This is a genomic window from Streptosporangium nanhuense (genome assembly GCF_059358815.1).
Window position 1 is genome coordinate 221,024 of record NZ_JCADBG010000008.1, and the last position, 20,859, is coordinate 241,882.

Annotated in this window: 20 protein-coding genes; 16 read left to right on the top strand and 4 right to left on the bottom strand. The window is 72.6% G+C overall.

The window, feature by feature from the left end; genetic code table 11:
• The first annotated feature begins 11 nt into the window (after positions 1-11).
• Together AC5L38_RS17900 and AC5L38_RS17905 are read left to right on the top strand one after the other, a co-directional pair.
• Entirely contained in the window at positions 12-1,238 is a 1,227-nt protein-coding gene (locus AC5L38_RS17900; RefSeq protein WP_495243926.1) for a trans-sulfuration enzyme family protein, read from the top strand.
• A 50-nt stretch (positions 1,239-1,288) separates the two neighbouring features.
• A complete protein-coding gene (locus tag AC5L38_RS17905) occupies positions 1,289-2,398 on the top strand; it encodes a D-alanine--D-alanine ligase family protein (RefSeq protein ID WP_495243927.1) in 1,110 nt (369 codons plus the stop codon).
• Between the two features lie 56 nt (positions 2,399-2,454).
• Here AC5L38_RS17905 and AC5L38_RS17910 read toward each other — a convergent pair whose 3' ends face one another.
• The gene (locus tag AC5L38_RS17910; RefSeq protein ID WP_495243928.1) at positions 2,455-2,901 is read right to left on the bottom strand and encodes a DUF3515 family protein; all 447 of its coding nucleotides are present in this window, start codon (positions 2,899-2,901) and stop codon (positions 2,455-2,457) included.
• Positions 2,902-2,989: 88 nt separating this feature from the next.
• The gene (locus AC5L38_RS17915) at positions 2,990-3,223 is read right to left on the bottom strand and encodes an Lrp/AsnC family transcriptional regulator (RefSeq protein ID WP_389914761.1); all 234 of its coding nucleotides are present in this window, start codon (positions 3,221-3,223) and stop codon (positions 2,990-2,992) included.
• 51 nt (positions 3,224-3,274) lie between these two features.
• Between AC5L38_RS17915 and AC5L38_RS17920 the strand changes: the two genes are divergently transcribed.
• The 3 genes from AC5L38_RS17920 (at position 3,275) to thiD (ending at position 6,380) form a co-directional block, all read left to right on the top strand.
• Complete coding sequence (locus AC5L38_RS17920; protein ID WP_495243929.1) at positions 3,275-4,231, top strand: thiamine-phosphate kinase; 957 nt, start codon at positions 3,275-3,277, stop codon at positions 4,229-4,231.
• A gap of 225 nt (positions 4,232-4,456) precedes the next feature.
• The gene (locus tag AC5L38_RS17925) at positions 4,457-5,416 is read left to right on the top strand and encodes a hypothetical protein (protein ID WP_495243930.1); all 960 of its coding nucleotides are present in this window, start codon (positions 4,457-4,459) and stop codon (positions 5,414-5,416) included.
• Positions 5,417-5,570: 154 nt separating this feature from the next.
• Positions 5,571-6,380, top strand: a complete 810-nt coding sequence (gene thiD / locus AC5L38_RS17930) for a bifunctional hydroxymethylpyrimidine kinase/phosphomethylpyrimidine kinase (RefSeq protein ID WP_495243931.1) — start codon at positions 5,571-5,573, stop codon at positions 6,378-6,380.
• A gap of 130 nt (positions 6,381-6,510) precedes the next feature.
• On the opposite strand, the gene rpmB is transcribed toward thiD, so the two are convergent.
• Positions 6,511-6,696 (bottom strand): 50S ribosomal protein L28, encoded by a 186-nt coding sequence (gene rpmB, locus AC5L38_RS17935; protein WP_012894387.1) that lies wholly within the window; start codon positions 6,694-6,696, stop codon positions 6,511-6,513.
• A gap of 398 nt (positions 6,697-7,094) precedes the next feature.
• Between rpmB and AC5L38_RS17940 the strand changes: the two genes are divergently transcribed.
• From AC5L38_RS17940 to AC5L38_RS17985, 10 genes are all read left to right on the top strand, one after another.
• A complete protein-coding gene (locus AC5L38_RS17940; RefSeq protein WP_495243932.1) occupies positions 7,095-8,687 on the top strand; it encodes a DAK2 domain-containing protein in 1,593 nt (530 codons plus the stop codon).
• Positions 8,688-8,756: 69 nt separating this feature from the next.
• On the top strand, positions 8,757-10,928 hold the full coding sequence (recG, locus tag AC5L38_RS17945; protein WP_495243933.1) for an ATP-dependent DNA helicase RecG: 2,172 nt from the start codon (positions 8,757-8,759) through the stop codon (positions 10,926-10,928).
• Positions 10,929-11,371: 443 nt separating this feature from the next.
• Entirely contained in the window at positions 11,372-11,986 is a 615-nt protein-coding gene (gene rsmD, locus AC5L38_RS17950; protein WP_495243934.1) for a 16S rRNA (guanine(966)-N(2))-methyltransferase RsmD, read from the top strand.
• Positions 11,987-12,001: 15 nt separating this feature from the next.
• Complete coding sequence (gene coaD, locus AC5L38_RS17955) at positions 12,002-12,478, top strand: pantetheine-phosphate adenylyltransferase (protein WP_329085210.1); 477 nt, start codon at positions 12,002-12,004, stop codon at positions 12,476-12,478.
• Between the two features lie 48 nt (positions 12,479-12,526).
• Positions 12,527-13,096 (top strand): YceD family protein, encoded by a 570-nt coding sequence (locus tag AC5L38_RS17960; protein ID WP_495243935.1) that lies wholly within the window; start codon positions 12,527-12,529, stop codon positions 13,094-13,096.
• Position 13,097: 1 nt separating this feature from the next.
• Positions 13,098-13,277, top strand: a complete 180-nt coding sequence (gene rpmF / locus AC5L38_RS17965) for a 50S ribosomal protein L32 (RefSeq protein ID WP_012894381.1) — start codon at positions 13,098-13,100, stop codon at positions 13,275-13,277.
• A 264-nt stretch (positions 13,278-13,541) separates the two neighbouring features.
• Positions 13,542-14,225 carry a ribonuclease III gene (gene rnc, locus AC5L38_RS17970; protein WP_329094214.1) on the top strand — a complete coding sequence of 228 codons (684 nt, stop codon included), beginning with the start codon at positions 13,542-13,544 and terminating at the stop codon, positions 14,223-14,225.
• A 216-nt stretch (positions 14,226-14,441) separates the two neighbouring features.
• Positions 14,442-15,308 carry a bifunctional DNA-formamidopyrimidine glycosylase/DNA-(apurinic or apyrimidinic site) lyase gene (gene mutM / locus AC5L38_RS17975; RefSeq protein ID WP_495243936.1) on the top strand — a complete coding sequence of 289 codons (867 nt, stop codon included), beginning with the start codon at positions 14,442-14,444 and terminating at the stop codon, positions 15,306-15,308.
• Entirely contained in the window at positions 15,305-15,580 is a 276-nt protein-coding gene (locus AC5L38_RS17980) for an acylphosphatase (RefSeq protein ID WP_495243937.1), read from the top strand. Before mutM ends, AC5L38_RS17980 begins: the two co-directional genes overlap by 4 nt.
• Before the next feature lie 191 nt (positions 15,581-15,771).
• Positions 15,772-15,966, top strand: a complete 195-nt coding sequence (locus AC5L38_RS17985; protein ID WP_344748163.1) for a hypothetical protein — start codon at positions 15,772-15,774, stop codon at positions 15,964-15,966.
• Positions 15,967-16,044: 78 nt separating this feature from the next.
• On the opposite strand, the gene AC5L38_RS17990 is transcribed toward AC5L38_RS17985, so the two are convergent.
• Positions 16,045-16,848 carry an alpha/beta hydrolase-fold protein gene (locus AC5L38_RS17990; RefSeq protein ID WP_495243938.1) on the bottom strand — a complete coding sequence of 268 codons (804 nt, stop codon included), beginning with the start codon at positions 16,846-16,848 and terminating at the stop codon, positions 16,045-16,047.
• A gap of 186 nt (positions 16,849-17,034) precedes the next feature.
• Between AC5L38_RS17990 and smc the strand changes: the two genes are divergently transcribed.
• Positions 17,035-20,739, top strand: a complete 3,705-nt coding sequence (gene smc / locus AC5L38_RS17995) for a chromosome segregation protein SMC (RefSeq protein WP_495243939.1) — start codon at positions 17,035-17,037, stop codon at positions 20,737-20,739.
• The last annotated feature ends 120 nt before the right edge of the window (positions 20,740-20,859 follow it).

Consider the following 20,859-nt stretch of genomic DNA (forward strand, 5'->3'; position numbering starts at 1 on the left):
CAGCGTGGTCGATGAACAGACGGATGCGCAGGCGCAAGGGCGAGAACACCCGGTCGGTGCACCTGCCGGCTCCCGAGACGCCCCGGCGGCCTCCCCTCGGCCTTCCCGTGTGGCGCAGTTCCGCGTGGGGCTTCGGCGACTCCGCCGAGTACGCCGAGGTGTTCGACGAGAAGAGCTCCGGATACGCCTACGGCCGGATCGACAATCCCACCACCGCCGCCTTCGCCGCGGCGGTGGCCTCCCTGGAGGGCGCCGCGGCGCCCGAGGACGTGACGGGGCAGGCGTTCGCCTCGGGGATGGCCGCCGTCAACGCCGTCCTGATGACGTTCCTGCGCGCGGGCGCGCACATCGTGGCCCCCGACCCGCTGTACGGCGGGACCCACTCGCTGATCACGAACGTGCTGGCCAGGTTCGGGGTCGACGCGGACTTCGTCGGCTACGGCGAGCTGGCCAGGGTGCAGGCGGCGATCAAGCCCAACACGAAGATCATTTACGCGGAGACGCTGTCCAACCCCACCATGGCCGTCTCCGACATCCGGGGCCTCTACCGGATCGCCCGCGCCGCGGGGGCGCTGCTGGTGGTCGACTCGACCTTCGCCACCCCGATCGTGTGCCGCCCCCTCGAACACGGCGCCGACCTGGTGATCCACTCCGCGACCAAGTATCTCGGCGGCCACGACGACTGCGCCGGGGGCGTGGCGGTGGGCCGCCCCGACCTGATCGCCCAGCTGCGCGAGGTCAGGATCGACACCGGGGGCACCCTCTCTCCCGACGACGCGTTCCTGCTCCGCCGGGGGCTGGAGACCCTGCCGCTGCGGGTCCGCCGGATGTGCTCCACCGCGATGGTCTTCGCCGCCGCCGTGGCCAAGCATCCCGCCGTACGCCGGGTCGACTACCCGGGGCTGCCGGGACACCCCGGCCACCAGCTCGCCAGGCACCTGTTCGACTCCGGCCCAGAGGGCACGAGATACGGCGCCGGCGTGACGATCACCCCGCGCGGCGGCTACGACGCGGGGGTGGCCCTGGCCGACGCGCTCAAGCTCGTCTCGATCGCCACCTCCGCCGGGGGGACCCGCACCAAGGCCGCCCACGTGGCCTCGGCCGCCCGCCGGCGGACCGGTGAGGAGGCGGGGATCGACGCGGCGGCGGTCAGGTTCTCCATCGGGCTGGAGGACGCCGAGGATCTCATCATGGACGTCACCCAGGCGCTCGACTCGCTACCCGCATCAGGTAGGTAGGCGCGTCTAACAGCCGGATTGCCCCCTAACAGGGGGTACATTCGGTCATCATGAGTGAGCAGCACGAACCTCTACCGAGGGTCGCCGTCGTCTTCGGCGGTCGCAATTCCGAGCACGCCGTCTCCATTCTCGGGGCGGGAAGCGTGCTGGGGGCCATCGACAGATCCAAGTACGACGTGATCCCCATCGGGATCGCCACGGACGGCCGGTGGGTGCTCGCCTCGGGGGAGCAGCGCTACGAGATCGAGAGCGGCGACCTGCCCGCCGTCGACGCGGCGGGCGCGACGCTGGCGCTGGCCTCCGGAGGCGGTTCGCTGGTGGCGTACGACCCCGGCAGCATCCCCGTCGAGCTCGGCCAGGTCGACGTCGTCTTCCCGGTGATGCACGGCCCCTTCGCCGAGGACGGCACGATCCAGGGACTGCTGGAGATGGCCGGGGTCCGCTACGTCGGCTCCGGGGTGCTGGCCAGCTCGGTCGGCATGGACAAGGCGTACATGAAGCTGGTCCTCGCCGCCGCGGGCCTGCCCGTCGGCCCGTACGTCGTGATCCGCGACCGCGACTGGCGGACCGACCGCGGCCGGGTCCTCAAGGAGGTCCAGGAGCTCGGCTGGCCGGTCTTCGTCAAGCCCGCGCGCGCCGGGTCCAGCCAGGGCATCTCCAAGGCGGCCAACCTGGAGGAGCTGGAGCGGGCCATCGAGTTCGCCCGCGAGCACGACCCCAAGGTGCTGGTCGAGGCCGCCGTCACGGGCCGCGAGATCGAGTGCGCGGTGCTGGAGTCGCCGGGCGACGAGGCGCCCAGGGCGAGCCTGCCCGGCGAGGTGCTGGTCCACGGCGACCACGAGTTCTTCGACTTCGAGGCCAAGTACATCGGAAGCGACATGTCCCTGTCGGTGCCCGCCGACATCCCTCAGGAGACGGTCGAGCAACTGCGGGCGATGGCCGTCCGCGCCTTCGAGGCGCTGGGCTGCGAAGGTCTGTCGCGGGTCGACTTCTTCTACACCCCCGACGGACGGCTGATCGTCAACGAGATCAACACCATGCCGGGCTTCACCGCGATGTCGGTGGCGCCGCAGCTGTGGGCCGCCACCGGGGTGCCCTACGCCGAGCTGGTCGACCGGCTGATCCAGCTCGCGCTCGGACGCTCACCCGGTCTGCGGTAGGACGCTCCTGGGCGGCAGGGCGTTTTCGAACGGCAGGGCGCTCGCGGGGCGGGCGCTCAGCCGGTCTGGGGCAGGGCGCTCTTGATGGGGGCCGCGAGATCGACCAGCACGTTCTGCGGGACGTGCTCCCGCGCGATCGTCACCTCGACGTAGGCCTCCCTGCCGATCGCGGTGAACAGCGTCGGCCTGGCCGGGTCGGCGTACCACGCCACCCCGTCGATCTCGGGCACCTGGTCGGTCGGTGACATCGTCACCGGCCGCGGCACCCCGCAGCGCAGGGCGATGCGCGCCTCCCCCCACACGGCCACGTAGGGGGAGGCGGGAGTCGACTCCGTCCGGTCGGCGCCGTCGAGCTTCGCCGGGAGCCGCTCGGCGAGCACCCGGCACGCGGCGGCGGCGGGCGCCTCGGGGACCGGCGGCTCGACCCGGACGGCGCCGCCGCACCCCACCAGGATCAGCAGGGCGCAGGCGCACCCCGCCCGGCGGGCGAACCGCAGTGGCATGTCACGTTCCAGACGCTCGGACGCGGATGAGGGCCCGGACACGGGTCCGGGCGCGAGGTCGCGCTCGGACACGGGCTCGGACGCGATCTCAGATATGGACGATGGGACACGTCAGCGTGCGCGTGATCCCCTCCACACCCTGGATCTGCGCCACCACGAGCTTCCCCAGCTCGTCGACGTTCCGGGCCTCGGCGCGCACGATGACGTCGTACGGCCCGGTGACGTCCTCGGCCTGCGTGACACCCGCGATGCCGGAGATCGCCGAAGCCACACTCGCGGCCTTGCCGACCTCGGTCTGGATGAGGATATAGGCCTGCACCATAACGACCTCCCGGGCGATTGGATCAGTGCCGAAGGGCCACCGTACCCTGTGATGAACGGGAGGTGTGTCATCACAGTCGGAGATCTCGGCGAATTCGGGGTTGTTGCACGTATTGCCGGACGTTTGCCACAAGGTGGGACCGTAATACTCGGCCCCGGGGACGACGCCGCGGTGGTGAGCGCTCCCGACGGGCGGGTCGTCGTGACGACTGACCTGTTGATTGAGGGTAGGCACTTCCGGCGCGATTGGTCCAGTGGCTACGACATCGGCCGCAAGGCCGCGGCGCAGAATCTCTCCGACGTCGCGGCGATGGGGGCCCACCCCACCGGCATCGTGGTCGGCCTGGGAATGCCCGCGGACGCCGCCACCGGATGGCTGGACGACCTCACCGACGGCTTCCGCGACGAGTGCGACCTCGTCGGCGCCAGCGTGGTCGGCGGCGACATCACCCGCTGCGACCTCGTCATGATCGCCGTCACCGCCCTGGGCGACCTGGGCGGCCGGGCACCCGTCACGCGGTCGGGAGCCCGCCCCGGCGACGTGGTCGCCTTCGCCGGTCGCCTCGGGCACGCCGCCGCCGGTCTCGCGCTGCTCCGCGCGGGCCTGGCCGGGCCGGTGGAGCTGATCGACGCCCACCGCCGCCCGTGCCCTCCCTACGCGCGTGGCCCCGAGGCGGCCGGGCTGGGCGCGACGGCCATGCTCGACGTGAGCGACGGCCTGCTCCAGGACCTCGGCCACGTGGCCGAGGCGGCCGGGGTCGCGCTCGTCCTGGACCCGGAGGCGTTCCCCCTCCCGCCCGCGATGAGGGAGGCCGCCCGGCTGCTCGGCGTCGATCCGCTGGAGTGGGTGCTCTCCGGCGGCGAGGACCACGCGCTCGCCGCGACTTTCCCGGCCCACGTACGGCTCCCGGAGGGCTGGAACGTGGCCGGTCACGTCGTCGAGGGGGAAGGTGTGCAGGTCAAGGGCTTTTCACTCGACCGTGGAGGCTGGGACCACTTCCGGGAGTGATCCATACCACTTCCTGTGACATCTGTGAAAATTGCGACAAACGTTTATCTAACTGGTATGAAGATGGGCGGTCGAGATTCCCTTCGAGAAAGGGGCCATATGGGCCGCCACGGTGGAAACGGGGAAGAGGCTTCCCCGAACCGGGGTAAACGTGAGCCGGAGTCCGCTCCGGAGGCGGGATGGGAGGACGAGCCGATCGGGCGCCGGCTCCGTCCCGAGGAGTCGGTGAGCACCGAGACCCGGACGGGTTTCCTGGGATCGGGATGGAGCTCGGAGTCCGAGCTGTCCGACTCGACCGGGGCGTCCACCACGTACGACCCATGGCCCGAGGACGAGGAGCGGCCCGGCGGGCGGATCAGGAAGGCGGTGCTGATCGTCGCGGCGGTGGCCGTGGTGCTCGGCGGGACCGTGGTCGGCGTCCGTTCCCTGGCCGGCTCGGAGAGCCCCGCGGACTGCCCGCCCGCCGGTTGCGTCGCGGCGGCGTCGAACCAGCCGGTGCCCGAGGCCGACACCACCGACGAGCCCGTGGCGGAGGAGCCCTCGGAGGACGCGGCGCCCGACGAGCCCTCGGAGACGGGCGACGAGACGCCGCGGCCGGGTGACGAGAGGGCGAGGTCCACGCCGGCCCCCGACCGCCCCTCCACCCGCGGCGGAGGAGAGGGCACCTCCACCCCCCGGCCCACGCCGACGCGGAAGGCCACCCGCGCGCCGGTGGACACCGACGAGTCGTCGCTTTCCGACGAGGCCGCCGACGAGCCCGCGTCCAGCCCCACCCCCGAGCCCATCGTCGTCGACGACCGGACGTCGGCTCCCGAGCAGCCCCTGAGCAGCGCCGGCCCCGATCCCGTGCCGAGCGAGACGGCCTCCAGCGCGGCCCCCCTCGCCGGAGGCGCCGCGATCACGGTCGGCGCCGACATCGTGAGGGACAGGGCGCAGACCTATACCGTCGAGCTCGTGGTCGCCGCGGACGAGAGCGTCGAGCGCCTCAATGTGAGCGTGCCGGTCAGCGGGGAGGTCACCTCGGTCGACGGGGCCGACTGGGAGCAGGTCGGGGACGACCTGCTGATCGAGTCGCCGGAGGGCCTGGGCGCCGGCGAGGAACTCGTCGTCACCTTCACCGCGAGCGGCGACGCGGAGATCCCGCGGAGCTGCCGGAGCGACCAGGGAGAATGCGCCGTCGCCTGACCCGGTGCGCGTCGCCGCGACGGAACCGGTCCGGATCGCCCGGGGCCGCGTCCGGGCCTTCGGAGGGTTGCCGGAAGCTCTGGGAGCGGGGTGGAGGCCCGGGAGCGCCGGTAGGCCGGGGGAGCGCTTCGAGGGCCGGAGCGGGGCTGGTTGGATGGGGAACATGACCGTTTCGACCCCCCCTCGCGTGCTGACCGTCGCCGGCTCCGACTCCGGAGGCGGCGCGGGTGTCCAGGCCGACCTGAAGACCATGCTCGCCCTCGGCGTGCACGGCATGAGTGTGATCGCCGCGGTGACCGCCCAGAACTCGGTCGGCGTGCAAGGCTACTGGGAGCTTCCCCCGGAGGCGGTACGGGCCCAGCTCGACTCGGTGCTCGGCGACATCGGGGCCCAGGCGGTCAAGACCGGCATGCTCGCCTCACCGGCGCTGGTGGAGACGGTGGCCGGGGTCCTGGCGGGGCTGGACGTGCCCGTGGTGGTCGATCCCGTCGGGGTCTCCAAGCACGGCGACGCGCTCCTCGCCCCCGAGGCGGTGGAGACGGTGAAGACGCGCCTGCTGCCCGCCGCCACGGTGGTCACCCCCAACCTGTGGGAGGTCCTGCAGCTCACCGGCGTGAAGGTCGAGGACGAGCCCGACCTGCGCCGGGCCGCCGACGCGATCCTGGAGCTCGGGCCCGCGTGGGCGCTCGTCAAGGGCGGCCACCTGCCGGGTGCCCCGGTCGACCTGCTGACCGACGGCACGAGGGAGTTCCGCTTCACCGCGGAGCGCCACGACAACCGGCACACCCACGGCACGGGCTGCACCCTGGCCTCCGCGATCGCCTCCCACCTCGCCCTCGGCGAGGACGTCCCGTCCGCCGTGGAGAAGGCGAAGGCGTACGTCACCGGCGCGATCGCGCACGGCTTCCCCCTGGGAGCGGGCATCGGCCCCGTGGACCACGCCTGGCGCCTGCGCGTCCCCTGAACCGCGCCCCGGCGGGACGGCTTCCCGGACGGTACGGCCCCCAGACGGGAAGCCGGACGGGACGAAAGCCGCCGGGAACGACGAAGCCCGCCGCCCCTTCGAGGGGACGGCGGGCTTCGCGAAGGTCTGGCTAGCGGGTGACCTTGCCGGCCTTGATGCAGGAGGTGCACACGTTCAGCCGCTTCGGCGTGCCGTTCACCACTGCGCGCACGGGCTGGATGTTCGGGTTCCAGCGGCGGCGGGTGCGGCGGTGCGAGTGGGAGACGTTGTTGCCGAAGGTCGGCTTCTTAGCGCAAACGTCGCAGACGGAAGCCACGGTTCGCTCCTTATATCAGTCGAGAGGCTCGATCCGCCGCACTGGCGGCGGTCATCGGGCACGCCGGGACGACCGGCTGGCCACACGAGGATATCCGATGTCCGGCCCCGCGGCGAACGCGAGCCGCCGTGAACGGTCGAACGGGGATAATCTCCGGAGGCAACCGTAGCGCATTCCAGGACACGCCACGGCGGGTCTCCTCCGGAGAACGGGCCGGGAGAGCGGCACCGGCGGAACCGGACCGGAGAACCGGACCGAGGAACCAGACCGGCGACGCCCGGAGGCCGGTGAGGGCGTCCGGCGGGCGCGAGCAGGGCCCGGGGCAGGCCTTGGAGCAAGGCCCGGAGCAAGGTCCGGAGCAGGACCTGGAGCAGGAGCTGGGGAGCAGGAGGACAGGAATGCTGCAGGTTCTCGACCCGCTCGCGGTGCGCAGATGGTCGCGGCTGGCCGCCGAGACGCTGGGAAAGGCACGCGAGGAGATCGACGCGCTCAACGTCTTCCCCGTGCCCGACGGCGACACCGGCACCAACCTGCACCTGACCATGCTCTCCGCCGCCGAGGCGCTCGACGGGCTGCCCGCCGACGCGGGGGCGGAGGCCACCTGGCGGGCACTCGCGCAGGGGGCGCTGCTCGGTGCCCGCGGCAACTCGGGAGTGATCGTCAGCCAGGCGCTGCGCGGCCTCGCCGAGGTGCTCAGGGAGGCCGAGGGGCGCGGCGCCGACCTCGGACGAGGCCTGGTCAGAGCCGCCGAGCTGGCCCGCGCCGCGGTCTCCAGGCCGGTCGAGGGCACGATCCTGAGCGTCCTGGCGGCCGTGGCCGTGGCCGTGGCGGTGCGTGACGGGCGGGAGGATCTCGCCTCGGTCGCGAGACGGGCGGCGGGGGAGGCGCGCTCCGCGCTGCGCCGCACCACGGAACAGCTCGACGTGCTGGCCCGCGGAGGGGTGGTCGACGCGGGCGGAGCGGGCCTGACGATCATCCTGGAGAGCCTCGCCGCCGTCGTCACCGACTCCTACACCGGCCGGGTGGACATCCCGGCCCCGGCCCGCCGGGTCGTCCCGGAGACCCCCGGAGAGGCCGGGAAGAGCGGGGAGGGCCCGGGGTACGAGGTCATGTACCTGCTGGACGCCGGAGCGGAGGAGGTCGCCGCGCTGCGCGAGGAGCTCGACGCGCTCGGCGACTCGCTGGTGATCGTGGGCGGGGACGGCCTGTGGAACGTCCACGTCCACGTGGACGACGCGGGCGCGGCGATCGAGGCGGCCATGAGGCTGGGCCGCCCCCACCGGATCAGGGTGACGTACCTGGTCGGCTCCGGCAGGACCCACCCGGTCGCGCGGGGGAGAGGGGTGGTGGCGGTGGCCGCGGGGCCCGCGCTGGCGGCGGTGTTCGAGGAGGCGGGAGCCGTGGTCGTCCGGCGCGAGCCCGGCTCCAGCCCCCCGCTGGCGGCGGTGCTCGCCGCCATCCGCGAGGCCGGGTCCGAGGTCGTGGTCCTGCCCAACGACAGCGACACGCGCGAGGTCGCGGCCGCCGCCGCGGAGATCGCGAGGGAGCAGGGGCTGGTGGTCGGGGTCCTTCCGACCAGGGCCTCGGTGCAGGGCCTGTCGGCGCTGGCCGTCCATGACCCGCTGCGGCGTTTCGACGACGACGTGGTGGCCATGACCGAGGCCGCCGCGCACACCCGCCACGGGCACGTGTGGGTGGCCGACCGCGAGGTCATGACGAGCGCGGGCCTGACCGCCCCCGGCGACGTCCTGGGCGTGGTCGACGGCGACGCCGCGCTGATCGGCACGGACCTGGAGGCGACCGCGCTGGAGGTCGTACGCCGCATGGTCTCCTCCAGCAGCGAGCTGGTGACCCTCCTGGAGGGCGCCGACGCCCCCGAGGGGCTCGCCCGCGCCGTACAGGACCACCTGGCCGGGACCAGGCCGGACGTCGAGGTGGTCACGTACGAGGGCGGGCAGGGCGGCTACCCGCTGCTGATCGGCGTGGAGTGAGCCGGCGCCGGACGGCCGGGAACGCCGTGGCTGGTGAAATCTGTCGCCCGGGCACGGTAGAAAACGGGGGTGACGAGCTTCGACGAGCCGCTGGCGAAGGCGCTTGACCCCAAGACGGCCAAGCTGCTGGAGAGCGTTCTCGACCTGCGCACCGTCGGCGACCTGCTGCGGCACTACCCGCGGCGCTACGCCGAGCGGGGCGAGCTGACCGACCTCGACGACCTGCGGGTCGACGACCACGTCACCGTGGTGGGCGAGGTCACCAGGGCGATGCGCAGGCCGATGCGCAACAAGGGCGGCACCTGGCTGGAGGTCGAGATCGTCGACGGCCGGGGCAGCAAGATCTACCTGTCGTTCTTCGGGAAGACGTCCCACATCGCCGAGACGCGGCTGAAGCCGGGCAGGCGCGGCATGTTCGCCGGGAAGGTCGGCGCCTTCGGCCAGGGCGAGAAGCGCAAGTGGCAGCTCTCCCACCCCGAGTTCGAGATGATCGAGGAGAGCGAGACGGGCGCCGAGGAGTTCGCCGCCGCGCTCGTGCCGATCTACCCGGCGGGCAAGGACGTGACGCCCTGGGCGATCCGCAGGGCACTGGGCGTCGTCCTCGACACGATGGGCGAGCTCGACGACCCGCTCCCCGCGGAGCTGCGCGCCCGCCACCGGCTCCCCGGCCTGTCGGAGGCGCTGCTGGCGATCCACCGCCCCCGCGACCACGCCGACGTGGCCAGGGCGCGCAAGCGGCTCAGGTTCGACGAGGCGTTCCTGCTCCAGGCGGTGCTGCTGCAGCGCCGGATGGCCGCGGCCTCCTGGCCCGCCACGCCCCGGCCCGCGATCTCCGGCGGGCTGCTCGCCGACTTCGACGGGCGGCTGCCGTTCGAGCTCACCGAGGGGCAGCGCGACGTGGGCGAGGAGATCGCGGCGGACCTGGCGCTGCCCCACCCCATGCACCGGCTGCTGCAGGGCGAGGTCGGCGCGGGCAAGACGATCGTCGCGCTGCGGGCGATGCTCCAGGTGGTCGACGCCGGAGGGCAGGCGGTGCTGCTGGCCCCCACCGAGGTGCTCGCCCAGCAGCACCACCGGTCGATCTCGGCCATGCTCGGCGACCTGGCCACCGGCGGGATGTTCGGCGGCACCGCGGTCGCCCTGCTGACCGGCTCGCTGGGCGCCGCGGCCCGCCGCTCGGCCATGCTCGACGCGGCCTCGGGCGCGGCGGGCATCGTCGTCGGCACCCACGCGGTCCTGCAGGAGCGCGTCCAGTTCGCCGACCTCGGCCTGGTCGTGGTCGACGAGCAGCACCGGTTCGGCGTCGAGCAGCGCGACGCGCTCCGCGAGAAGGCAGGCGGCGGCCGCCCGCACGTGCTCGTCATGACCGCCACCCCAATCCCCCGCACCGTCGCGATGACGGTCTTCGGCGACCTCACGGTCTCCACGCTGTCCCAGCTGCCCTCGGGCCGGGCCCCGATCACGACGCACGTGGTCCCGGCCGCGGAGAAGCCGCACTTCCTCGACCGGGCCTGGACGCGGCTGCGCGAGGAGATCGAGCTGGGCCGCCAGGCCTACGTCGTGTGCCCGCGCATCGGCGACCTGGAGGGCGACGAGGGCGACATGTCGAAGGCCGACGACGAGCGCAGGCCGCCGCTGGCGGTGCTCGACGTGGCCGAGACGCTCGCGCAGGGGCCGCTGCACGGCCTGCGTACGGAGGTGCTGCACGGCAAGCTCCCGCCCGAGGAGAAGGAGGCGGTGATGAAGGCCTTCACCCGGGGGGAGATCGACGTGCTGGTGGCGACCACGGTCATCGAGGTCGGCGTCGACGTCCCCAACTCCTCGGTCATGGTCATCATGGACGCCGACCGGTTCGGCGTCTCCCAGCTGCACCAGCTCCGCGGCCGGGTCGGGCGCGGCGGGCTGCCGGGCCTGTGCCTGCTGGTGAGCGACTCCCCGGGCGGCACGCCCGCCAGGGCGCGGCTCGACGCGGTGGCGGCCACCCTGGACGGCTTCGAGCTGTCCCGTGTCGACCTGGAGCAGCGCAGGGAGGGTGATGTGCTCGGTGTGGCCCAGTCGGGGCGCAGATCGTCGCTGAAGATGCTCAGGCTCCTTCGCGACGAGGACGTCATCCACGCCGCGCGCCTGGACGCCGAGGCGATGCTGGAGGCCGATCCCGAGCTGGCGGACCATCCCGTGCTCCGCGCGGAGATCGACAGGCTTCTCGCGGACGAGCGCGCCGAATACCTGGAGAAGACCTGACGGAGCGGGGGCGTCGTCCTTCGACACCTGCGGAGGATCTGACGGAGCGAGGGCGTCGTGCCCTGGGCCCGACCGCGTCGTGCCCGGGGCCCAACTGCGGGGACGGCCTCCCCCCGAATGCCGTCCCCGCTTGGGCCCACTCCCGGGTCAGGTGCCGAGAGCACCGGCGTGCGGAAGGGCTCACGATCACGCCGGTCGGCCTCCCCCTGGGTCACTTGGAGGCCGCAGGAATCATCATGCAAGGGACCGGCACCGGACGGAACGACCCTTACGCTTTCGTCGCCACTCCTTGCCCACTCTTGACCTAGATCACCTACCAGGACCCTTTTGACCTGCGGTTATGTGATGCGTCGCGACACGCCGGTGCTGCGTGCGGCGCGCCCGGGGGCGGGAGCGCGAACGGCGGCGGGAGCGGCACCGGGAGGCACTGAGAGGATGGCCGGGTGAGCCGAGTCATCGCGGGAAGCGCAGGGGGACGGCGGCTGGCAGTGCCGCCGGGACGGGGGACACGCCCCACGAGCGACAGGGCCAGGGAGGCGATCTTCTCCACCGTGGGGTCGCTGATCGGCCCGCTGGAGGGGTGCCGGGTGCTCGACCTCTACGCGGGCTCCGGGGCGCTCGGGCTCGAGGCGCTCTCCCGGGGGGCCGATCACGCGCTCCTCGTGGAGTCGGACGCCAGGGCGATCCGGACGATCAGGCAGAACATCGCCTCACTGGGCCTTCCGGGGGCCGAGGTCGCCGCCGACCGGGTGGAGCGGCTGCTGGCCAGAGGCCCCGGCGGCCCCGGAGACGCCGGAGACGCCGGAGACGCCGACACCGCCGGGAGACCGTACGACCTCGTCCTCGCCGACCCTCCGTACGCGCTGGGCGCCGAGGAGGTGGACGCGGTGCTCGGGCTGCTGCGCGACCGGGGCTGGCTGGCCGAGGACGCGCTGGTCGCCGTGGAGCGGGAGAGCAGGGGCAAGGATCTGGTCTGGCCCCCGGGGTATGAAGAGGAGAGGGTCCGTCGTTACGGCGAAGCGTCCGTTTGGTACGGTCGCGCCGCCGGGAATCCTTAGAGCAGGGGGTCCGCCTTGCGTCGCGTTGTCTGTCCGGGATCGTTCGATCCCGTCACGAACGGTCATCTGGACATCATCGGCCGGGCTTCCCGGCAGTACGACGAGGTCGTCGTGGCCGTACTGATCAATATCGAGAAGAAGAGCCTGTTCACCGTGGAGGAGCGGATCCAGACGCTCCAGACGGTCACCAAGGAGTACGGGAACGTCCGCGTGGACAAGTTCCACGGCCTCCTGGTCGACTACTGCAGGCAGCAGGAGATCCCCGCCATCGTGAAGGGCCTGCGCGCCGTCAGCGACTTCGACTACGAGCTCCAGATGGCGCAGCTCAACTACCGGATGTCCGGGGTGGAGACCCTGTTCATGGCCACCGGCCCCGAGGTCTCCTTCCTGTCCTCCAGCCGCATCAAGGAGATCGTCAAGTACGGCGGGAACGTGGCCGGGCTGGTGCCTGATCTTGTGCAGGAACTCCTGGTCGAACGGCTCAGGGGCTAGGCCCTGCTATTCTCTTATTTCGGCCTTGCACGACGGCGATGATGCGCCATGCCTAACGAGAGCGAAATGACTCAGCACCTTGACCCCCGCGCCCCATGGGTGATCTCCACCCACGATCTGGGGCGGCGACCGGGGTCGATGCGCCGGATGAATCTCGCTCTCCCGGCACCGGCGGACATCGGCGTCGACATGATCGGCGTCCCCAAGGACGCCGACGTCGAGCTGGACATCCGGCTTGAGGCGGTCATGGAGGGTGTGCTCGTCACGGGCACTGCGCAAGCCCCGCTGCGGGGGGAGTGCGCACGCTGCCTGGAACCCGTCATCTCGCGAACCGAGGTGGACTTCCAGGAGCTGTTCTTCTACTCGGCAGAGGATGCTGCCGAGGGTGACTCGCTTCTCGACGGAGAGCTGCTCGATCTCGAACCCGCGTTTCGCGACGCGGTCGTGCTCACACTGCCGTTGAGCCCGGTCTGCGGTGAAGACTGCGCCGGGCTCTGCGTGGAGTGCGGCGTCAGGCTGGCCGATGCCGGGCCTGACCACGGCCACGAGGTGATCGACGCCCGCTGGGCGAAGCTGCAAGGTCTGATTCCGGAACATAACAACGATCAGGAGAGCTGACGTGGCTGTCCCCAAGCGCAAGATGTCGCGGAGCAATACTCGCTCCCGCAGGTCGCAGTGGAAGGCCGCCGCGGTTTCGCTCGTGAGCTGCCCCCAGTGCCGCTCGCCGAAGCGTCCGCACGTGGCGTGTCCGACCTGCGGCACTTACAACCGCCGTCAGGTGATCGAGCCCTCCGCCTGATCGCATTCTGACCGACGGATGCCGGCCGGGTCCTCCACGGGCCCCGGCCGGCGTCACGGTCTGCACCCCCTGCGATGGCGGTCCGCCCGCGGCTGTGGTGGACGCCGGGGTTCGCGGTACAACGCGTGCCCTCCCGGCGCCCACCACATCTTCGGGCACCTCTCGTTCCTTCCTTCGCCATCGCGCATTCGCTGAGAGAACGTGCGAGGAGAAGCCGTGGGTACGAGCGTCAAGCCGGTCGCCGTCGAGTTCGTCAAGGAAGAGCTGGAGCGCCTCCTCCTGGTGCGCCTCGACGTCGCCATCCTGGAGCGGGCGCTGACGCACCGCTCCTACGCGTACGAGAACGGCGGCCTGCCGACCAACGAGCGCCTGGAGTTCCTCGGCGACTCGGTGCTGGGCCTGGTCGTCACCGACACCCTCTACCGCAACCACCCGGACCTGCCCGAGGGGCAGCTGGCCAAGCTCAGGGCCGCGGTGGTCAACATGCGCGCCCTGGCCGACGTGGCCCGCTCGCTGGGCCTGGGCCGCTTCCTGCGGCTCGGCCGGGGCGAGGAGGGCACGGGGGGACGCGACAAGTCCTCGATCCTCGCCGACACCCTTGAGGCGCTCATCGGCGCGGTCTACGTGAACAGGGGGCTGGACGAGGCGTTCCGCGTCGTCCACCTGCTCTTCGACCCGCTCATCACCCGCTCCGCCTCGCTCGGCGCCGGGCTCGACTGGAAGACCTCCCTGCAGGAGCTCACCGCGTCCGAGTCGCTCGGCGTGCCCGAATACCATGTCGAGGAGAGCGGCCCCGACCACGCCAAGTCCTTCACCGCGGTCGTCCGCGTCGGCGGCGAGGCGTACGGCTCGGGGTCCGGCCGCTCGAAGAAGGAGGCCGAGCAGCAGGCCGCCGAGGCCGCCTGGAACCGCATCCGGGAGGACCGCGAGAGGCGCGAGGCCAGCTGACCGGCCGGCCCGCTGCCCGAGGAAGCGAGGTCGAGCGGGCCCGAACGGGGCCGTGACGGGCGCGTGGCCAGCTAACCTGCTGACCGGCCGGATACATCGCCGGCACGGGACCACGGTGAATCCGGCCGAGCCGCCAGGTTCGTCCGAGTCTGTTCGTGTCTGCAAGCGTCTACCCATGCCTGCCCATGTCTGCCCACGTCGCCCCAGGAGGGACGCATGCCCGAGCTGCCCGAGGTCGAGGTGGTACGCCGTGGCCTGGAGCGATGGGTCTCCGGCCGGGTCGTCGCCCGCGCCGAGGTGCTCCACCCGAGGGCGATCAGGCGGCACGTCCCCGGCGCCGTGGAGTTCTCCGCCCGGATGGAGGGCCGCACGGTCGGCCCCGCCGAGCGCAGGGGCAAGTACCTCTGGCTGCCCCTGGGGGGCTCCGACGCGATCCTGGCCCACCTCGGGATGAGCGGCCAGCTGCTGGTCGTGGAGCCGGACACGGCGCCGGAGAAACACCTTCGCGTCCGGATCGGCTTCACCGACGGCGGCCCCGAGCTGCGCTTCGTCGACCAGCGGACCTTCGGCCACGTGCTGGTGACCGGCATGACGCAGGCCGGTGGCCGCGCGGTGCCCGAGCCGATCGCGCACATCGCGGCCGACCCGTTCGAGGAGAACTTCGACGACGACGGCTTCGCCCACCGGCTGCGTGCCCGCCAGACCGAGGTCAAGCGGGCGCTCCTGGACCAGTCGCTGATCAGCGGGGTCGGCAACATCTACGCCGACGAGGCGCTCTGGCGGGCCAGGCTGCACGGCGCCCGCCCCACCGCGACGCTGACCCGGCCCAAGGTGGCCGAGCTGCTGGCCGCGGCCCGGGAGGTGATGTCCGCCGCCCTGTCCGAGGGCGGCACATCCTTCGACAGTCTTTACGTGAATGTCAATGGGGAGAGCGGCTACTTCGACCGTTCCCTCGCGGTTTACGGTCGGCGCGACGAGCCCTGCTCCCGGTGCGGTACCCCGATCGTTCGCGAGTCGTTCATGAACCGTTCCTCCTACAGTTGCCCCCGCTGCCAGCCCAGGCCGAGAGGAGTCCCGGCGTGACGGACGTGCGGCTGACGGCCTGGGTCAGGGGCCGCGTGCAGGGCGTGGGTTTCCGCTGGTGGACGCGTGCCAGGGCCCTCGAACTCGGCCTGACCGGCTGGGCGCGCAACACGGACGACGGCCGCGTGGAGGTGGTCGCGCAGGGCCCGGAGACGTCGTGCGCCGAGCTGCTCGGTCTGCTCAGGGGCGGGAACACGCCCGGACGGGTCGACGGGGTCGTCGAGCGCTGGAGCGAGACCAAAGACGGCCTCCGGGGTTTTGTCGAGCGCTGACCACTTCCCCAAACCGCCCAAAATAAGGTATAGTTGACCGTCGAGAGTGCCTACTGGTGCATCCATCCGGAGCGTTCAACTTGACCGTCTCCCTCACCGGTGCGACTCTTGATAAAGAACCACGCGCACCCCTCCCGCGGCAAAGAAGTGCGCGAACCAGTCTGGTCACTCAGCGTGGAGGACCCTTTACTATGGCGAAGGCTCTACTCGGCCACGTCGGCGGTCCCGACCCTCGTATGGTCTCGGAAATGCGTCGTCTTCAGCAGCGCATCCGTGATCTCGAGGGAGAGCTCACCCGGCTCCAGGCCCAGAACGACGAACTCGCGGCAGGCACCCGCGACGAGGAGTTCAACCGTCTGCAGGATCGTGAGCCGGCTCTCACCTAACGAGGGCCGGGGCGGAACACTGTCCAGGGACGCCTCATCGGGGCGTCCCTTGTCATATCGATACGCACGTCACAGCCGTCACGTGTGTCCTATATGCCGTGCCAGGAAGGCCAGCTGCTCGGGTAACACCCTGCGGCGGTAGGCCGTGTCCTGGCACCCTTCTGTGATGCCTCCTTCGGCCGTGGCGCCCAGCGCTTTCAGACCCTTCAGCATGGTCTGGGTCTGCCGGGCCCACGCGTCGCGGTCTCCGCACCCCAGCCACACCGGGATGTCCACGAGCTCGCGCAGCGGCGCCTGAGCCGCGCTCACCGTGGGCGACGCCGCGACCACCGCCCCCACCTGCTCGGGGCCCAGCTCCGCGGCCAGCCTCAGCGCCCCGGCGCCGCCGGAGGACCAGCCCATCAGCCCGATCTTCGCGGTGTCCATGCCGTTCATGTTCAGGTACGGCAGCAGCGCGCCCGGGATGTCGGCGGAGGGCCAGTCGTCGATGGAGGCCACCGCGAAGCGCCCGCCGCCCGCGGCCAGGTAGCGGTCGATCGCGTAGACGTCGAACGGCGTGCGCGCGTCACCCGCGGCGCCGTGAAGCATGATCACCACGGGGAGCCCGTCCCCGGCCCCCGGAGGCAGCCCGACGATCACCCGCCGCCGGTCGACCCGGCTGCGCTGGAGCGTTCCGGTCGAGGTCACCGGAGGCTCGGGGATCGCGCCGCAGACGATCTGGGCGTACGCGTCCCTGAATCCCTCGGGCCCGGCCGCCAGGGCGGCGCCGCCGAGGCCGAGCACGGCCAGCCCGCCGCCCACGAGGAAGGCGCGCCGCCTGAGGAGACCCCTGCCGCCCGATGGGTGTGATGGAGCCTCGCCCCCACCGCGTTCCGCGTCCATGCAGGGCACCATAGGCGGTGCGCGGGCGGGCGCGGGTGAAGAACGGTAGTCTTCCCGCGTGACCGAAGCCGTGGGCTGACCGTGGGCTGACCTGTGGGCTGACGAGGCAAGACGCGTTCACCGGCGCCCGGGACACGGCGCGTGAGACGCCGGTCGGCGCGGCGGCGCCGTGGATGGGGGGTTCCGTTGTATCTCAAGACCCTTACCCTGCGCGGGTTCAAGTCCTTCGCCTCCGCCACCACGCTCCGGTTCGAGCCCGGCATCACCGCCGTCGTCGGCCCCAACGGGTCCGGCAAGTCCAACGTGGTCGACGCCCTGGCCTGGGTGATGGGCGAGCACAGCGCCAAGTCGCTGCGCGGCGGCAAGATGGAGGACGTCATCTTCGCCGGCACCTCCTCGCGGGCCCCGCTGGGACGCGCCGAGGTCACGCTGACCATCGACAACACCGACGGCATGCTCCCGATCGACTACACCGAGGTGACGATCAGCCGCCTGATGTTCCGGGCCGGCCAGAGCGAGTACGCCATCAACGGCGACACCTGCCGCCTGCTCGACATCCAGGAGCTGCTGTCCGACTCCGGCATCGGCCGCGAGATGCACGTCATCGTCGGGCAGGGCCAGCTCGACCAGGTGCTGCACGCGGGCCCCGAGGAGCGCAGGGCGTTCATCGAGGAGGCCGCGGGCGTCCTGAAGCACCGCAAGCGCAAGGAGAAGGCGCTGCGGAAGCTCGACGCCATGCAGGCCAACATGACCCGGGTCCAGGACCTCACCACCGAGCTGCGCCGCCAGCTCAAACCGCTGGGCCGTCAGGCCGAGATCGCCCGCAAAGCCGCCGTCATCCAGGCCGACCTGCGTGACGCCAGGCTCCGGCTGCTCGCCGACGACGTGCTCACCCTGAGGACCACCCTGGAACGGGAGATGGCCGACGAGGCGGCCGTACTGACCCGCAGGGCCGCGGTGGAGGTCGAGCTGGAGCAGGGCCAGGTCGCCGAGTCCGAGCTGGAGGCCGCCGAGGCCGAGGCCCAGCCGCGCCTGGCCGCCGCGCAGGAGACGTTCTTCCGCCTCTCCTCCCTCCGCGAGCGCCTCAGGGGCCTGGCCGGGCTCGCCGCCGAGCGGCACCGGCACGCCACCGACACCGCCGTGGAGCGCCGCGGGCGCGACCCCGAGGACTTCGAGCGCGAGGCCGAGGAGGTACGCGAGCAGGAGCGGGTCCTGGCCGAGCTGCTCGAAGGGGAGCGGGAGTCGCTCGCCGGAGCGGTGGCCCGGCGCGCCGAGACCGAGGCCGCGCTCGCCGCCGAGGAGCGGAGGCTGGCCGCGGAGGCCAGGGCCGCCGCGGACCGGCGCGAGGGCCTGGCCAGGCTGAGGGGCCAGGCCGGGGCCGCGCGCAGCCGGGCGGGAGCCGCGGAGGAGGAGATCGGCAGGCTGCGGCGCTCGCTGGAGGAGGCCGAGCAGCGCGCCGAGGAGGCCCGGGCCGAGCACGACGGCCAGGAGCGTGCCGAGCCGTCCGCCGACCCCGCCCTCGCCGAGGAGCTGGAGATCGCCCTGGAGACGGTCGAGCAGGCCAGGGAGTCCGTAGAGTCGGCCAGGGCCGGGGTCGAGGAGGCCAAGGCGGCCGTCGCGGCCCCCAACTCCGCGCTCGGCGCCGCCAGGGCCGCCCTCGCCGCCGCCCGCAAGACCGACCAGCAGGCGCAGCGCCAGGTGGCCGCGCTGGAGGCCAGGTTCGAGGCGCTGGAGCTGGGCCTGGCCGGTGGCGCCGACGGCGGCGCCGCGCTGCTCGCCGCCGACCTGGCCGGGGTGCTCGGCCCGGTGGCGACCATGCTGTCCGTGCGGCCCGGTGCCGAGGTGGCCGTCGCGGCCGTGCTCGGGGCCGCCGCGGAGGCCGTCGCCGTGGAGTCGCTGCAGAGCGCCGCCGACGCGATCGAGTTCCTCAGGGGTCACGACGGCGGCCACGCCACCCTCGTCATCGCCTCGGGCGGGGCGGGAGCGGGCTCACCGGGCTCACCGGGTTCGCAGGGGCCGGTGCCGCTGGCCGGGGCCGAGTGGGCGGCCGACCTGGTCACGGTCTCCGCCGAGCTGCGGGCCGCCGCCACCCACCTGCTCGCGGACGTGCTGGTCGTGGACGATCTCGCGACCGCGAGGAAGGCGGTCGAGCAGCGCCCCGAGCTGCGGGCCGTCACCCGGTCCGGTGACCTCCTGGGCGCCCACACCGCAGAGGGGGGTTCGGCGGGCGGCACCTCCGCGCTCCAGATGCGGGCCGCCCTCGACGAGGCCGCCGCGGACCTGGCCGAGGCCAGGGTCGCCGCCGAGCTGGCCGCGACGGAGCTGGAGGAGAGCGCCGAGGCCGAGGCGGAGGCGCAGCTCGCGGTCGAGACCGCCCAGGCGCGCGTCGCCGAGGCGCAGACGGGCGTGCAGAACGCGCAGGCCGGGGTCAACGCGGCGCAGGCCGCCCTCGACCGGGTCAGGGCCAGGCAGCGCGACGCCGACCAGCGGGTCGCCGCGGTGGCCAAGCGGCTCGCCCAGCTGGGTGCCGCGGCCAAGGCGGCCCGCGACGAGTGCGAGCGCCTGGCCGGGGGCGTACGGGCCGCCGAGGAGGCGCGCGACCGTGACGCGGCCGGTCTCGCGGAGCTGGAGGAGCGGCTCGCCGCGGCCGTCGGCGCCGAGGAGCTGGAGACCGAGCCCACCACCGACCTCCGCGACGAGCTCGCCGAGATCTGCGCGACGGCCAGGCAGGACGAGATGGAGGTCCGCCTCGCCGTACGGACGGCGGAGGAGCGGGTCAGGGGCATCGAGGGGCGGGCCGACGAGCTGGCGCGCGCGGCCGAGCGCGAGCGTGAGGAGCGTTCCAGGGCGGCCGAGCGGCGCGAGTGGCGGCGCAGGCAGGCCCGTACGGCCCAGGCGGTCGTCCGGGGCGCCGAGCGGGCGCTGCGCACGCTGGAGACCTCCCTGGAGGCCGCCGCGGGCGAGCGCGACGAGGCCGACCTGGCGCGCGGGCAGATCGACGCCTCTCTCAAGGCCGTCAGGATCCGCGTCCGGGAGCTCACCGGCGAGCTGGACAAGCTGGTCAACCGGGCGCACGGCAGCGAGGTGGCCCGCACCGAGCAGCGGCTGCGCCTGGAGCAGCTGGAGAGCCGGGCGGTGGAGGAGTACGGCGTCGAGGCCGACACCCTCATCGCCGAGTACGGCCCCGGCGAGCCGATCCCGACGGCCGACGGCGATCCCGTCCCCTACGACCGCGACGAGCAGCTCAAGCGGGCCAGGGCGGCCGACCGCCAGATGGCCCAGCTCGGCAAGGTCAACCCGCTCGCGCTGGAGGAGTTCGCGGCGCTGGAGGAGCGGCACTCGTTCCTCACCTCGCAGCTGGAGGACCTCAAGAAGACCCGCCGCGACCTGCTGCTGGTGGTCAAGGAGGTCGACGACCGGGTCGAGCAGGTCTTCGGCGCCGCCTTCGCGGACGTGGCCCGCGAGTTCGAGACGATCTTCACGCGGGTGTTCCCCGGAGGCGAGGGCAGGCTGCTGCTCACCGACCCTGAGAACATGCTGACCACCGGGATCGAGGTCGAGGCCCGGCCGCCGGGCAAGAAGGTCAAGCGCCTGTCGCTGCTGTCGGGCGGCGAGCGGTCGCTGACCGCGGTGGCGTTCCTCGTGTCGATCTTCAAGGCGCGCCCCTCGCCGTTCTACGTGATGGACGAGGTCGAGGCCGCGCTGGACGACACCAACACCCAGCGCCTGCTGACCCTCTTCGAGGAGCTCCGGCAGACCTCGCAGATCATCATCATCACCCACCAGAAGCGCACCATGGAGATCGCCGACGCGCTGTACGGCGTGTCGATGCGCGGGGACGGCGTCACCCAGGTCATCAGCCAGCGCCTGAGAGAACACGAGCCGGTCTGAGCCGCCGAGGGGCCGGTTCCCCGGGAAGCGGCTGCTCCGGGGGCGCGGGGTCGGACGGTGACCGTCGGTGAGGAGTCGCGAGCCGGTCCGGAGCACCGGGGTGTCGGAGCATCCCGGGGC

Bases quoted from the DNA above. Each gene is read 5' to 3' on its own strand.
- thiD (WP_495243931.1), top strand. From the start codon at position 5,571: ATGGGGAACATGACCGTTTCGACCCCCCCTCGCGTGCTGACCGTCGCC.
- AC5L38_RS17960 (WP_495243935.1), top strand. From the start codon at position 12,527: ATGCCTAACGAGAGCGAAATGACTCAGCACCTTGACCCCCGCGCCCCA.
- AC5L38_RS17900 (WP_495243926.1), top strand. From the start codon at position 12: ATGAACAGACGGATGCGCAGGCGCAAGGGCGAGAACACCCGGTCGGTG.
- AC5L38_RS17990 (WP_495243938.1), bottom strand. From the start codon at position 16,848: ATGGACGCGGAACGCGGTGGGGGCGAGGCTCCATCACACCCATCGGGC.
- AC5L38_RS17905 (WP_495243927.1), top strand. From the start codon at position 1,289: ATGAGTGAGCAGCACGAACCTCTACCGAGGGTCGCCGTCGTCTTCGGC.
- AC5L38_RS17910 (WP_495243928.1), bottom strand. From the start codon at position 2,901: ATGCCACTGCGGTTCGCCCGCCGGGCGGGGTGCGCCTGCGCCCTGCTG.
- AC5L38_RS17915 (WP_389914761.1), bottom strand. From the start codon at position 3,223: ATGGTGCAGGCCTATATCCTCATCCAGACCGAGGTCGGCAAGGCCGCG.
- mutM (WP_495243936.1), top strand. From the start codon at position 14,442: ATGCCCGAGCTGCCCGAGGTCGAGGTGGTACGCCGTGGCCTGGAGCGA.
- AC5L38_RS17940 (WP_495243932.1), top strand. From the start codon at position 7,095: ATGCTGCAGGTTCTCGACCCGCTCGCGGTGCGCAGATGGTCGCGGCTG.
- AC5L38_RS17920 (WP_495243929.1), top strand. From the start codon at position 3,275: ATGAACGGGAGGTGTGTCATCACAGTCGGAGATCTCGGCGAATTCGGG.
- AC5L38_RS17985 (WP_344748163.1), top strand. From the start codon at position 15,772: ATGGCGAAGGCTCTACTCGGCCACGTCGGCGGTCCCGACCCTCGTATG.